Annotated in this window: 10 protein-coding genes; 3 read left to right on the top strand and 7 right to left on the bottom strand. The window is 48.8% G+C overall.

What is annotated here, in order from left to right:
- Positions 1-17 precede the first annotated feature (17 nt).
- From TK_RS03820 to TK_RS12210, 3 genes are all read right to left on the bottom strand, one after another.
- Positions 18-1964, bottom strand: a complete 1947-nt coding sequence (locus tag TK_RS03820; protein WP_011249724.1) for an ATP-dependent nuclease — start codon at positions 1962-1964, stop codon at positions 18-20.
- 120 nt (positions 1965-2084) lie between these two features.
- Positions 2085-4268, bottom strand: coding sequence for an MMPL family transporter (locus TK_RS12215; protein WP_011249723.1), 2184 nt, complete (start codon positions 4266-4268; stop codon positions 2085-2087).
- Positions 4269-4514: 246 nt separating this feature from the next.
- A complete protein-coding gene (locus TK_RS12210; protein WP_232500612.1) occupies positions 4515-6173 on the bottom strand; it encodes a hypothetical protein in 1659 nt (552 codons plus the stop codon).
- A 114-nt stretch (positions 6174-6287) separates the two neighbouring features.
- On the opposite strand from TK_RS12210, the gene TK_RS03810 reads away from it, so the two are divergent.
- From TK_RS03810 to TK_RS03800, 3 genes are all read left to right on the top strand, one after another.
- On the top strand, positions 6288-6785 hold the full coding sequence (locus TK_RS03810) for a PadR family transcriptional regulator (RefSeq protein WP_011249721.1): 498 nt from the start codon (positions 6288-6290) through the stop codon (positions 6783-6785).
- A gap of 93 nt (positions 6786-6878) precedes the next feature.
- Positions 6879-7385, top strand: coding sequence for a DUF402 domain-containing protein (locus TK_RS03805; RefSeq protein WP_011249720.1), 507 nt, complete (start codon positions 6879-6881; stop codon positions 7383-7385).
- Position 7386: 1 nt separating this feature from the next.
- Positions 7387-7671, top strand: coding sequence for a DUF167 domain-containing protein (locus TK_RS03800; RefSeq protein WP_011249719.1), 285 nt, complete (start codon positions 7387-7389; stop codon positions 7669-7671).
- Here the strand turns inward: TK_RS03800 and TK_RS03795 are convergent.
- From TK_RS03795 to TK_RS03780, 4 genes are all read right to left on the bottom strand, one after another.
- Positions 7668-7904 (bottom strand): hypothetical protein, encoded by a 237-nt coding sequence (locus TK_RS03795; protein WP_011249718.1) that lies wholly within the window; start codon positions 7902-7904, stop codon positions 7668-7670. The genes TK_RS03800 and TK_RS03795 overlap by 4 nt on opposite strands.
- 103 nt (positions 7905-8007) lie before the next feature.
- Positions 8008-8376: a hypothetical protein gene (locus TK_RS03790; RefSeq protein ID WP_011249717.1), complete on the bottom strand. Its 369-nt coding sequence runs from the start codon at positions 8374-8376 to the stop codon at positions 8008-8010.
- Between the two features lie 40 nt (positions 8377-8416).
- A complete protein-coding gene (locus TK_RS03785) occupies positions 8417-9421 on the bottom strand; it encodes a phosphorylating glyceraldehyde-3-phosphate dehydrogenase (protein ID WP_011249716.1) in 1005 nt (334 codons plus the stop codon).
- Between the two features lie 163 nt (positions 9422-9584).
- Complete coding sequence (locus TK_RS03780) at positions 9585-13757, bottom strand: DEAD/DEAH box helicase (RefSeq protein WP_011249715.1); 4173 nt, start codon at positions 13755-13757, stop codon at positions 9585-9587.
- Between the last annotated feature and the right edge of the window lie 75 nt (positions 13758-13832).

Raw genomic sequence — 13832 nt, 5'->3', positions numbered from 1 at the left:
ATATTGAACTAAAAACATTAAATGTACTCAAATTCGTCGCTAAATTCTGGCTCAAATCCGCATTTTCTTATTGCCTCTTCTAGTATCTCTTTAAACTCAAGTGGAGCTTTTTTCTCTTTGATCATCATTTCAAATAATTTGGGAGTTATTTCGGCTTTTTTGCGATCCCATTTTTTATGTTTTTTAGTATATAAGAGCTCGTCAATCTTCTTAAGGATGTCCTCACAGGGTGATACTCTATTTATTGCCCTAATCATGTTTTGTTTTCTCTCTATCTCTCTCAAATTAGACTCCATTCTTTTGAAATATTTGAGATATTGTTTTTTGAAATACTCTTTACTCTTAATTTTGTTGACTTTAAGCTGCTGATCCCCAATTTTGGTTATATATTTCGATTTAATGTATCCCTCTATGAAATACTTTTCAAGAATATTAAGAGGAATGTAGTTTTCAATCTCTCTTCTTTGAAGGATATGAACCGTGAGCCCATATTGCTCGAAGTTTTCTTTTATCTTAAGCTTTTCAGGTTTTGGTTTACAACCTCCACTCTTCTTATCTTCTTGCTCTCCATCTGAATCAATTACAACAACTCCATTCGGATTTAGTGAAGCAAGACCATTGAATAACAGCGTTTCGGATAAATCTCGGATGTTGCCTCCTCCTAAACTAACAATTGAAATATTGTACTCTTCCCACTTGGGGCATATAGCCTTTGCAATTTTACTAAATACCTTAATCTCTGTTTTTCCTTCGACGTATATGACCCCATTGGATAAAAACAGATCACTGGGAGTTGCCCCAATTTCTTCAAGGATCTCAGATAATACCTTAGGCTTTTCGAATGTTGTAATCTTTGTCTCCCCATTCTCTCTTCGTATAAGCCATATTGACTTTAAATCACTTCTGTCCACAAATATTGTTGAATGGGTTGTTATCAAAACTTGAGCCTCATTGCTTATGCGTTTTAATGCAGAGAACATTTTTTTCTGAGCTTCGGGATGTAAATATAGCTCTGGCTCTTCAAATAGAAGTATATAACCTTTTCCTGCACCGACTTCTGCCCATATTCTGAACATTGCCAAGAGAAATTCACTTCTCAATCCAGCTCCCCTTTGCTCGAGAGGAACACTATCTGGCAAGTATTTATCTTTGATTTGTATTTTAGGACTAAAGTTAATTTGAACTTTATTAGGCTCAATTTTTATCTCTTCAATTGAACTATTGAATACAGTTAATTCCTTCAAAATTTTTTTAGTGAGCTTCTTAGACTCTCTGCTAATCAGATTTTGCAATTCTTTCTTTAGCTCTGTTATACTTCTCTGCTTTTCTTTTCCATTTTCTTCATTAGAATTGCTTTTATTTTGTTTTTCTAAAAGTGGCAAAAGAAGCTTTGACATTAAAAAACCAGATTTTTGAGTTGTTTCTGCAATTGCATCTCTAATAGCCGGAATGTAAATGACCTCTGGAAGATCATTTAATATGGTATTAATGAGTTTTTTATCTTTAATTTTAACCCATTTGTTCTTATCCTCATCAAAATATTCTACAATAGTATCTCCTTTATAATTTCGTGAATTAAGTTTATCTTTTTCAAAAATCTTTTTTATTTTTATTTTAGTATTTGTAGAACTCTTGTTGTTATATCTACTGAAAAATGCCCCCAGTCCCTTTGCAGTTTCATTAGAATCATGGTTTATGATATGCATAATCTCCGTATTTTCTGTGGCATCAAATATCAATGAAATTTCAATGTTTTCATTGGTACCCTTATGAAAATCATCTTTGGTTACTTTATCCTCTTCTAGAACTATCCTAATTGCGTTCAAAATATTTGATTTCCCAGCATCATTTTTTCCGATTATCGTGACAAAATTTTCAACCATTAAGTATTCATCGTTTAAAGGAAGCTCTTTAATGGACCTATAGTTCCTAATTTTTAATCCGATTAACTTTAATAATCTCATAAACTTCACCAGTAGGTATATCCATGGGTCTCTATTTAAAAATTTTACTTTTGATATATAGTTACGAGAAGAGTATTTTATAAAGAACCAAAAAGATAAATAAAAATCATAACGATCAAATTACTTTCTTCTCCTCGGAGACACTTTTTCCCTGTTATTGAACAGCGGCCACCAGGCCTTCTCTCCGAAGAGGGCCATGGTTGCTGGCCCGATGAAGTAGACCACTGCCGTCGCCGTAAGGAGCACTCCGAGGGCGAGGGCAAAGCCTATCTCCCTTATGCCCCACGTCGCCCCTGTCATCAGGGAGCCGTAGGTGGCCGCGAGCACTGCCGCAAGGCCAACGACGAGGGTATCCATGGTTCCAGCGGCGACTATCAGGGCCTCCTCGGGCTTCCTGCGCTCGAACTCGTCCCTGGCCTTAACTAGATAGAAGCTGTTGTAGTCAATGCCGACTCCCATGAGCACTATGAAGACCAGCATGGGCAGGAACCACATGACCTGCTGTCCAAAGACCTTCTCGAAGAGCCAGCTGGAGACACCGATGCTGAGGAGCACGCCTGCCGCTATTGTACCCATGGTCGTTATGACCGCTGGAAGTCCCTTGAGCGTCGGGATTAGCGACAGGAACATCAGGAGCAGCGCCACAGGGAATATCCTGTGCCAGAAGACGTCGTTGATGAGGTTGCTGAGGTCAAGGGCCAAGGCGGTGTTTCCTCCGACCATTCCGTCAGCTATTTTTCTCGAGTCCTTCTCGTCCTCAACGATGCTCCTAATCTCCCTAACCATGTCCTTCGAGCGGTCGTCGGTTGCTCCGTACTCACCCGTCACCTGAATGAGGACCTTGTGCCTGTCCTTTGAGATGTAGCGGTCTCCCTCGAACTTCGTGAGCTCATCCAGGGTCGCGTTGTCAATTCTCTCTCCGAACGGCTGGGTGATGGTGTAGACGTACCTGACGCCGCTGACCTTTGATATCCTGTCAACCAGCTCGTTTATCCTCGCCAGATCAGAGTCGCTTACCTTATGCCCAAGGTCGATGACGACATAGGTCGGGGAGGTAACTCCCGCTCCAACGGTGTCCTCGCTGAGCTGGAGGAAGTGATAGGTCTCGCTGTCCTTCGGGATGAATAGCTTGATGTCATGGGTTCCATTGAAGTTTACGAAGTTGTAAGCAGCGGGAACCGCTATGAGGAGGGCTATAATTGTTACGACTTTGGCGTGCTTCACGGCCCACTCCGCTATCCTGCTTCTCTCGTGGAGGTCGATGTTCTCAAGGTGGTGCTCGATGTGTCTTGGCCACCAGAAGATCGGCTTGTCACCGATGAGAACGGTTATTGACGGGATGAAGGTTAAGCTCGCCAGGAGGACGACTATCACCGCGAGAGGGGCTATGATACCCATTGTCTTGAATATCGGGAACTCGTAGGCAAGGACGAAGCTGGCGAAGGCTATGATGTCGGTTGAAGCGCTCGCCAGAACGGCGTCCTTTGCCCTCTTGAGGGCCTCGCTCGCGGCCTTGTTGTGGTCGTAGCCCTCAGCGAGGTATTCCCTAAACCTGTGGAGGTAGTAGGTCGAGTAGTCAATTCCAAGGCCGAGAGCGGTCGTTACGGTGAGCATCTGCGCCCAGCTGCCGACATCCAGTATGTCACCCTTTGCCAGGAGGTAGAGGATTCCAAGGGCCGTGAGTGTGGCCGTTGCGACGCCAGTGAAAGGGAGTAGAGTCGCCAGAAAGGCCACTCCCATAAGAATGAGGAGGACTATGAACGCTCCTGCGATGCTGAACTTGGTGGTCTTGTCGTTGTCCTCCTTTCCGTACTTGATTGCCTCGTAGGTCTGGATCGGAGTTCCCGTTACATATACCTCAACAGAAGGCGAGAGCTTTCCGAACTCCTTCAGGGCGACCTCCTTGGCCTTTATCGAGTTCTCGTACTGGAACTTGCTCTGCTTTTCGAGGTCGTTAACCCCTTTGAGAGCCTTGGGTACGAAGATAACCAGCATAGTCCTGTTGTCGTCGCTCTTGAGCATGTTGATGTAGAGTTTGGCCTTGTTGTAGAGGGCTGTGTAGACGTCCTTCTCGACGGGTGCAACGTCTTCCCTGTCCATCCCTTCTGGGTTGTCTTTGAATTTGAACGCTATCTCTGCGAGTTTAGCCGGGTCAATCCTCATTCCGAGTTTGCTTTCGGTGTCTTTCATGAATTCTTCAACGAGCTCAGCCACTTTCTCCTTCGTCAGCTCTTCAATTTCGGTTTCGCTCATTGGATAGTTCTCGGCGACCGCCAGGAGAACCTCTCTGAGGGCGTCTTTCACCTCTTTTGGGGCGTCTACATCGTCGAGCTTCTCGTCAACTCCTTCCCTGTAAAGCTCCAGCGCTATCTCACTGGCACTCTTGCCTGAGTATATCTCATCGACAACCCTCTCAACGTCAATCGGCAGATTGCCAGCGAGCTTTATGATGACCTCTTTAACGGCTTCCTTAACGTTCTCACCCTTTGCAAGCTCATCGGCATGCTGGATAGCAACGCTGACTATTGTCTCTGGCTCTTCGTTCGTCCTTCACTGCCTTGCGGTCTCTTTGACGAGTATCTCTTTGGCTATAGGCCCGACGTTGCCGTTTGAGTCGTAGACCTTTGCCAGAACGTCATTCGGAAGTTCAACACCCTTCTCCCTCAATATCTCGCTTAGGAGGGAAACGGTTGCCTCTTTCAGGGCGCTGGAGTTCTGGGAGAGTACTCCCTCAGCCATTGGGTCGAAGGTTGTGACTGTTTTAGCTACCGGCTCGGCCATCTTCCTCTGGTCTTCAGAGAGCTTTTCGGCCAGCGCATTGGCGAGGATGCTCTCCTCAAGTTCCTTCGTCGGGCCACTCACGAGGAGGGTTTTTAGGACGTAGTCGGCGTTAGGGAGCGATAGCAGAGGACTTCCATCCAGGATGGCCTTAGCAACCTCAACTGTGGCATCTTCAACGGCCCCCGCTGTCGGGTTTCTTCCCAGTCCTACTGCAACGTTAAGAACCTTTGCCAGCACCTTTGCGGAAACCTCTCCGAATCCAGGGACGGCGTAGGTTCCGCCGGCCCTTGCAACGACCTCTGGAGTGCCCTGAAGGGCGTTTTCAGCTATCTCAATGACTGCAGCTTCAGCGTTCTCACCACTTTCCAATAGAGTGTAGTTGCTTCCGTGTGTCCTGTCAAAGGCAATGACTCCGGAATAGAAGGCGTAGGAGTACGCCTTAACGAGGCTCTTCTCAAGCGAATAGGTGAGGGTATTTGAAATTATCCCGCCTGTAACGTTGGCTAGGAGTTCATCCGTTATTGCGCTCGGTCCGTAGGTGTGATAAGCGGAATACGTCGCGTTGAAGACCGCATAGACGAACTCAACGGGAACGCCGAGCTGAGCGGCAACGGCCTGAGCCGTCTGTGGGTCGAGGTTGCAGGTCTGATATGCGTTCGTCTTGGCTGACAGGGCTTCATAAACTCCCATGGCCCCAAGGTAGGCCTTAGCATAAGACTCGCTGAGGTTGTAAAGCTTAATGTTCAGCATGGCTATGGTTGAGTTCAGCTCCTTCAGCTGTGTGCTGGCTTTGGTCAAATTCTGGTGGAGCTGAACGTAAGCCATATCAGTTTCATTGAGCGCTCCCTTGAGCTCGAGAGTTTGGTTGTACAGGATAGTCAGGTTGGTCTCAAGCTTGAGATAGGCATCGGCCAGCTCTGGGAGGGTCTCGTTAAGGAGCCTCACTTGGTTTGTCAAGTTTTCAATACCGAGGAGGAGCATCCTGTATGTGTCGCTCCCGTTTACGGCAGAATCGTAGAGTATTCCGCTCAAGTTAGCGGCTGTCTTTGTTATGTTCAGAGTTATATTGTAAGATTCATTCTGGAGAATATCGAGCGCATCGTAGTACGAGGTGAAGTTGTCGCCGTAGGGCTTGGCCTCAACCTTAAACCTCTCGTAGGCATCCCTCGTTTTTGGGTCGTTAACGTCGATTCCGTGTATGATCATGTAAGTCTGGTTCTCACTCGTGGTGAAGCTCGGGAACTCCTTCTCCAGTGTGTCCATGGTCTTGACCGACTCAACGTCCTTCGGCAGGAACTGGTCGGTGCTGTAGTTTGTGAGGTCGCTCAGCTTTGCTGCAAATGGTGCCGTGAGGATCACCACCAGGATCCAGAGCACAACGAGCGCCTTCGCGTGCTTCACAATCCAGTCGTTCCAGGCCATTTCCACCACCATCCATGACGCTTATCAACATGAAGTTTTCAAACATGTTAAATTTCGACATGTCGTCAGGAGAAGCATTTATAAGGGTTTTGGTCAAATATTTGGGCAACGGTGATACCAATGGAGAGAAAGACCGACGTTGAGAGGAGGATAATAAAGAGTCTATTCACGGTGCCGCTGAAGGACATCATCTTGGTCATCGTCGGCCTTAAGGGAGAAGCCCACGGCTATGAAATCCTAAAGGAGCTCGAAAAGCTCGCAATAGGCCTCTGGAAGCCCAGCCACAGCAACCTCTACACGATCCTGAACAAGATGGTTGAGGAAGGCCTTCTAGAACCGAGGGAGGAGTACAGGGGTAGGGTGAGGCGCGTTAAGTACAGGCTCACCGATAAAGGATGGGAGTACCTCAAGACCTCCAACAACCTCACCCTCAGGATACTCTACACGGCCGTTGAGTACCATGAAGCCCTGAAGAAAAAGCTTGAAGAGATTGGAAAGACTAGGCAGATGCGCAGGGAAACGATCATGGAGTACTTAGAGCTCCTGAAGAGGATCAGAGACGTCCTCGATGAGGAAATATCAACGATAGAAAGGGAACTTGAGGGGACTTCCCCATAGCCCTTTTTTGAGGGGGTACCTCTGGAGGGACAAGTCAAAATTTATTGCATGGGAACAAAAATCGTTTTAATTATTTTGAATCCTCCTTTAAACATGAGTTCAAAAATCCACCTCATCTACAAACGCATTCCAAACAGAGTGCTTGAGAGAGAAGACGAAGTTCTCGCTGACATTGGGGACGTAGTCGTTGCAAAATCGGAGTTCTCAGGCATGCTGGCGCCCCTCTTCGTAAACGGCGTTAAGGTCGTAGACAACGGCTATAAGATGGTGTACTTTGCATTCATCGGGAGAAACTACGACATCCTCAAAGTTTACGATGAGAAAGGATACTTCAAGGGGCTTTACGTTGATGTTCTGGCTTATACAAAGCGTTATGGAGACACGATAGAGATGCTCGACCTGTTCTTAGATATCTTCGTCTTCCCGAGCGGGGAAGCTTTTCTCCTCGACGAGGATGAGCTTGAGATGGCGCTGAACTACAGGCTGATAGACAAGAAAACTTTCGATTTTGCATATTCGGTGGCAAATGAGATACTCGAAAAGCTTAAGCGGGGTGAATTCCCGCAGGAAATAGTCTGGAAGTACGAGTGGAGGGATTGATATGAAGTTCATCAAGGAGACTAAAGAGGGAGTCCTGATAATGATTTACGTCCAGCCAAAGGCAAAGAAGAACGCGATTGAAGGGGTAGACGGGTGGCGCGGAAGGCTGAAGGTCAGGATAGCGGCTCCGCCAGTTGAGGGCAAGGCCAACAAGGAAGTCGTGAAGTTCTTCTCGAAACTCCTCGGAGCGGAAGTCAACATAGTCAGGGGAGAGACGAGCAGGGAGAAGGATTTGCTGGTTAAGGGGTTGAGCGTTGAGGAAGTTAGGAAGAAGCTGGGGGTTTAGCCTTTCTTGACCCTCAGCTCCCCCTTAAGGCGGAGGTACTTCTCTCTTGATAGCGGAAAGCTCTTCGACGACTTGAGGAGGGAGTTGATGAGCTTAACCTGCTCTCTGAAAACCTCGTCCGGGTTCTGCTTGAGCCTGAAGACATAGAGGCGGATGAACTCGAGCCTCTCTTTTAGATCACGCCTTGAAGGGAATGCTGACGCCCATTCTTCTGGCGTATTTGATACTGACATGTCACCACCATCTCATGTTGGCCTCGGTGGTATTTATCCATTTCTTATTTCTTTTGCTGGGTAGTTTTGTTGATATGAAGACCTTTTTTAAAGAAAGATAGACTCAGCGGTACTTCAGAAAGGCCATGTAAAAGAAGGCCCCGCCAGCAAGGGCAATCCCGCCGGCGAAAGCGTAGAGGGAAGTCCCTCCCTTGTACCTGATTTTGACTGTGTAGCACCTGCTGTCCGGTAGATACGAGTACTCAATCGGTGCCCTCCTCAGAATAACGTTCTGGCCGTGGGCGATGAATACATCCCCGCTCACGGCCGATACCCGCAGGAAACCGCCCGAGACGCTGACGTAGTAGTCCCCAAGCTTTTCGTGAGATCCCTCGCAGAATTCCCCGCTTAACGTCTGCCCGGGATAAATAAGGGCAAGAACTGCCAGTGCCAGCCCGAGCAGGAGAAGGTACTCTTCGGCTTCCATTTCCATCAAAAATAAATTGGGGGCAGGTTTAAAGACGTTTCTGAAATCACTTCAGAATTCCAAGGCTCTTGTTCGTCTTCCTTATGCTCTCCCACTTGTCCGCCATCTCGAACATGGCCCTTATGGCATCCACGTTCTCTGGCACGACGTCGCTCTCCTGGTGAACGGCCTGGATGTAGAAGAGCCTGTTGCCCTTCACGCTTATGCTCTCCTTCCAGACTGCTATCTCGTAGAGGTTGTTCCACTCGCGGTGGAGATCCCTTGCGAACTCTATGAGCTGGGCCGTGCTCTCAAAGCCCCTCTCCTTCTCAAAGAGGAGAACTCTGGTGGTGTTCTCAAAGATATCTATCACATCTTCCCTCGTTATCGGCTTCTTGAGTTCAATCATGACGCTGTGGACGTGCATGAGGGTAGTGGGCACGACGAAGGCCATCGTCTCGATGTTTATCGGAATAACCGTCTGGACGTCAGGCCCGTGGTGAGATGGGACGGTTACACTCGGAGTTATTGCGTTGACTGGGCCTCTTTTCGAGTCGTTTGGGTCAGCTGCGCGGCGTATCATGACGGCGTAGACGTAGTCGATGTACTCCTGAAGGGCTGAGAGCGTCCTCGTCAATCCAGTCGTGTTGCAGGAGACGACCCTGACGTAGTCCTTTCCGAGGGCCTTCTCGTAGTTGGCTTGGGCCACGAATGATACCTGAGCAACCTCTGCCTTCTCACCGCCCTGGAAGATCGCCTTAACGCCTGCCTTCTCGTAGAGGGCCTTGTTCTTTGCACCCATTCCACCCGGTGTGGCATCAACGATTACGTCAACATTCTCCAGAAGGTCGCTGAGCGTTCCTGCAACCTCAAAACCGGCCTTCTCAAAGCGCGGGAGGAACTCCTCGCTCGCGGCATAGACAGGAATGCCCCTTTCCCTTGCTAGATAGGCCTCGAAGTCGGGCTTCGTCTTGGTTACGCCGATGAGCTCCATGTCGTCCTGCTTGGAAACGGCGTAAGCAACCCTCTTCCCGATTGTCCCGTAACCGTTTATCCCGACTTTCACCTTCATGCTACCACCCGACAATTTTATGACTGTAAAATACTTAAGGCTTGTTTTCACCGGCGGTGAAAAGTGGTGTAACCAGGAACACATTTTTACACCGGCAAAGCAAATAAAGTCAGAAAAATCATTGGACCGTCTTAAGCGTTTTGAAAGGCTAAAAAAAGCCAAATCAGGTGGCGTTCTCCCCTATTAGGGCCATTATCTTCCGGTAGAGGGCCTTTATCATCTCCCTCCTGTCCTCCATCAGAACGACATCGCTCGAACCTATCGCCTCGAGGTTGAAGGCGAACGGACTCGGAAGCTCGTTCCTCTCGAAGACGACCTTGATCTTCCCCTCCCGCACCCAGCTCAGGAACAGTTCGGCGTTCTCAACGTCCATCTTGTCCTCCATGATCTCCCTGTAAACCTCCTTCAGGAGCGGGAAGTCAGGGTAGTGCTCCTTGAGGACTTTGAGGAGCGAAACCGCTATGACCTGCTGTCTGCCGAGGCGCTTGCTCCCCCCCACATACCTCCTCAAGATCAGGAAGCCCCTGTTCGCCACGTGCCTGAAGCGCCTCTTCAAAAGCTCCGTGTTGTCGAGAGCCCTCTTGAGAATCTCCCTCAGGTCTTCCAGCTGGAAGAGTTCCCTGATTTCAGCCTCGCTCAGCCTGGCTTCTTTCGGAACTCTAAGGAGGAAGCCGTTGTCGTTGAGGGCTATGCCGACGTTTACCCCCTTCCGCCTTCCGACGGCGTAGGCGAAGGCCCTGCTGAGGGCGTCGTTGGCCCGTCTTCCTATCAGCGTGTGGAAGAAGTACTCGTAAGTGTTCTCCTTCTCGACCTCCTCAACGAGAACCGTCTCGTCGTCGGGGACTGTTGAATACCTCTCCTGCTCGCGGAAGTAGGCTATTATGGCCTTGGCTGCCCTCTCGTCTATTCCGTACTTCCTCATGAGAAGGGACTTGGCCCGTTTTTTGTTCAACAGCTCCTTCACTTCCCTCCTGAAGCGCTGAACGTCGAGGGCTAAATCAAAGCTCAGCGGGAGCATCTCGGAGAACCAGGCTGGGATGGTGGGCTTCGCCCCCTCGCGCGGGACGACGTATATCTTGTTTCCCCTGCTCTTGATGAACTCGTAGGTTCTTCCAGCCAAGACAAAGATGTCCCCTGGCATCAGCCTCTCGGCGAACTCCTCCTCAACGGTTCCAATCATCTGCTTGTCCATCGTGTAAACCCTTATCTTTGCCTCGTCTGGAATAGTGCCAACGTTCATGTAGTAGATAGCCCTCGTCATCTTGCCGCGCCTTCCGAACTTCCCGTCCTCGAGCCATATCTTGGCGTAGACCTTTCTGTCTTCAAGTCCCTCATAGCCACCTGAAAGGTACTTCAGGACGCTCATGAAGTCCTCAAAGGGAAGCTCGTGGAAGGGATAGGCCCTTCTAACCAGGCGGTAGGCCTCTTCGACCTCCCAGACCTTGTAGAGGGCCATACCGACTATGTGCTGGACGAGAACGTCGAGCGGGTTTTTCGGGATTCTGACCCTGTCTAATCTTCTATTCCTCGCGTTGTGAGCTAAAACAGTAACCTCAACGAGGTCGTCCCTGTCGAGGGCAAGGATAACGCCCTTGCTCACATCGTGGAGCCTGTGGCCGGCCCTACCGATTCTCTGCAGGGCCCTGTTAACGCTCTTTGGTGAGCCGATGAGAACGACGAGATCAATTGTACCGATGTCAATACCTAACTCCAAGCTTGTCGAGCTGTTTTTCGAGATAAATCCTTCAACAATGTAGTTTTCAGTTTCAGAGTTTATGATGCCGTAGGCAACATCAATGTAGGCGGGCTCAACCGAGGTTATCCTGTCAAAGAACACATCCCCTTCGGCCAGTTCCCTCAAATAAGATAGCTCCTCAAGAACATCTTCAACTCTCTTCTCTTTCGCCACTCTTTCGTAGAATTCTACAAGGAGCCTCAAGTTTCTCCTGCTTATCTCCCTCTCCCCCAGTTCAACCCTTACGGGGTTGTAGAAGCCCATTTTGCTCATACGGTATGCACTTATTCCAAGCCTCTCACGTATGCTCCTCAAGCGCTTTCCAAGGTTGGGTACGACATCGGAGTTCGAGTACCCCTCATTGTACATACCTTCCCATCCTTCATAATCTGACCTCCACGGGCGAACAGCATCGAAGAACCTCTTCAGGTATTCTCCACCTAGAACGGAGACTGTGTAAGAGGCCCCTTTCTTGGGGATTACCCTTCCCTTAAACTTTTGAACTTCGTCGTATTCTCTGGCCCTTATTGAGGAGACTATTCCCAACTGAAGCAGGATGTCCCGTATGCCCTCGGCGAATCTCTTATTGAACGTCGAAAATCCAGCGGAATAAACCCTTCCACCCTTCACCTCAAGAAAGCCGTCCCCATCAAAGTAGCCGGCCAGGAACTCCCTCTTATGCTCTTCAGGTAGCGAATAGATAATACTGGGAAAAGTTCCAAGCTTTGACTTCCGTTCAGTGTTTCCTGTTAGATTCTTAAAGATGGCTGGAAGAAGGTTGAAAGAAATTTCCAGGGAGTAAGTACTCTCGTTCAGCATCCTTATTCTTCCAACCACTCCAAATTCTTCTTTGCACAGTTCTTTGTACTTCTCAAGCATTTTCCTGTCAGACGAGAATAGAGTTAGCGTGCCCCCCTTCCACGAGCCGTCTGCCATCCAGAAGCCAAGTAGTCTTGCCATACTTGGTGTGAACTCAATGGGAAGCGAGTATTTTCCTTTATCTGAAGTTATCCTCTCAACATCGTTTTCTGTCATTCTAAGGTCAAGGTCTTTTAAAACGGCACTCAGCCGCTCCCACCGGAATGGATAGACACCGTTAAGCTGTTTTACTAAGTAAGATTCGCTCCACCTCTTTTTCTTAGCATAGGTCCGTATTGAGCCGAATTTTGCCTGTATTGAAAGCTTTAACTCCCTCAAAAATTCCCCCTTGAGCTTAAGGTATGCGTTCGGGGGCAGTAAGTCCAAGATCGAGACCTTTACGTTCGGACTCGGTAGTCTCCTCACGACCCCAACCCAGTTCCCTTCCTTGAGTTTCCAAGCCTCAACCCATCTCAGCTCTCCATTTTCATCAACGGTTAGGAACTTGTGCTCCTTTGTCGCCTTTATCTCGAATCCCAACCGCGTTCTTATCTTGACTCCCTCTCTCCTGTATTCTACCCTGTGGGGCTCTTCGAACCTGACAAGCTCAGTTTGGAATCTCCAAATACCTGCAATCATGTTTGAGTTCAAACGCCCTATTTCGACGGGCCCCTTCCCAGTCAGGATTTTTGAATCCCCGGAGACGCATACAACAGCCTTCAGCTCTCCCCTCTTCAGCTTCTCCTCAACATCCAGGCGAACCTCTCTCGACAGGGAAGAGTGATGGGCCTCTATCAGACCCTCAAACTCGGGAAAGCGCTTCTTAAGGTTGAAGGCCACCCTCTCGGCGCCGCTCCTCGTGTTGGTGAAGATGAGCGTCGTCCTGTGCTCCCTTATGAGTTCCGCCAAGCGGTTGTAGAGGGCGTCGCTGAGCGTTCCGGCATCGGTGTAAATGAGGTCTTCCACAACACTTTCAACTTTTATCTCAGTCTGCTTGGCGAAGGATACATCCACTATGAGGCCCGGCCTTGGAGTTCCATCGTCGTTGAAGCCGAAAACGAACTTGGCGACTTCCTCAAGCGGGTGAATAGTTGCGCTCAAGCCGATTCTCACAAACTCGTTCTCGGCCATCTCCTGGAGCCTTTCAATGCTCAGCGCGAGGTGAGAACCCCTCTTGTTCTCGGCCAGCGCGTGAACCTCGTCAATGATGACGTACTTAACCGTCTTCAGCCTCTCGCTGAATTTGGGAGCGTTTAAGGCAATGGCGAGACTTTCTGGGGTTGTTATTAGAATGTGAGGTGGCTTTTTTACCATCTTGCTCTTCTCATAGCTCGATGTGTCGCTCGTCCTTATCCCTACCCTTATCTCAGGCAGTTCATAGCCGAGCTCTTTGGCCACTTCCTTTATCTCCGCCAGCGGACCCTCCAGGTTCCTCTTGATATCATTGTTCAGGGCGCGGAGGGGTGAGACGTAGAGGACGTAGATCTTATCCTCAAGCTTGCTTTCCTTTCCAAGGAGAATCAGCTCGTTTATTGCGGAGAGAAATGCCGAGAGAGTCTTTCCAGAACCCGTTGGGGATGAAATGAGAACGTTCTCACCTTTATGGATTTCAAGGACGGCGTAGCGCTGGGGCGGGGTGAATGTTCCAAACTTCCGCTTAAACCACTCCCTAACCGGCTCGCTAAGGATGGAATAAATCTCCTCGTCCGTGTACTCCCTCTCGGCCCACCTTATCCCGCTCATCGTTCTCCATCTCGGACTTAGATTTTTAAACTATTCGGTTAGTCTAACAAACTTTTTAAGTGATGAATCAAAACC

The organism is Thermococcus kodakarensis KOD1, from assembly GCF_000009965.1.
Lineage (GTDB): Archaea > Methanobacteriota_B > Thermococci > Thermococcales > Thermococcaceae > Thermococcus > Thermococcus kodakarensis.
Note: the sequence above shows the minus strand (reverse complement) of the source record. Positions and strands in the feature narration are given on the sequence as shown.

Coding starts and splice junctions, on each gene's coding strand:
- TK_RS03820 (WP_011249724.1), bottom strand. CDS start 1,964: ATGAGATTATTAAAGTTAATCGGATTAAAAATTAGGAACTATAGGTCC.
- TK_RS03810 (WP_011249721.1), top strand. CDS start 6,288: ATGGAGAGAAAGACCGACGTTGAGAGGAGGATAATAAAGAGTCTATTC.
- TK_RS03805 (WP_011249720.1), top strand. CDS start 6,879: ATGAGTTCAAAAATCCACCTCATCTACAAACGCATTCCAAACAGAGTG.
- TK_RS03800 (WP_011249719.1), top strand. CDS start 7,387: ATGAAGTTCATCAAGGAGACTAAAGAGGGAGTCCTGATAATGATTTAC.
- TK_RS03795 (WP_011249718.1), bottom strand. CDS start 7,904: ATGTCAGTATCAAATACGCCAGAAGAATGGGCGTCAGCATTCCCTTCA.
- TK_RS03790 (WP_011249717.1), bottom strand. CDS start 8,376: ATGGAAATGGAAGCCGAAGAGTACCTTCTCCTGCTCGGGCTGGCACTG.
- TK_RS03785 (WP_011249716.1), bottom strand. CDS start 9,421: ATGAAGGTGAAAGTCGGGATAAACGGTTACGGGACAATCGGGAAGAGG.
- TK_RS03780 (WP_011249715.1), bottom strand. CDS start 13,757: ATGAGCGGGATAAGGTGGGCCGAGAGGGAGTACACGGACGAGGAGATT.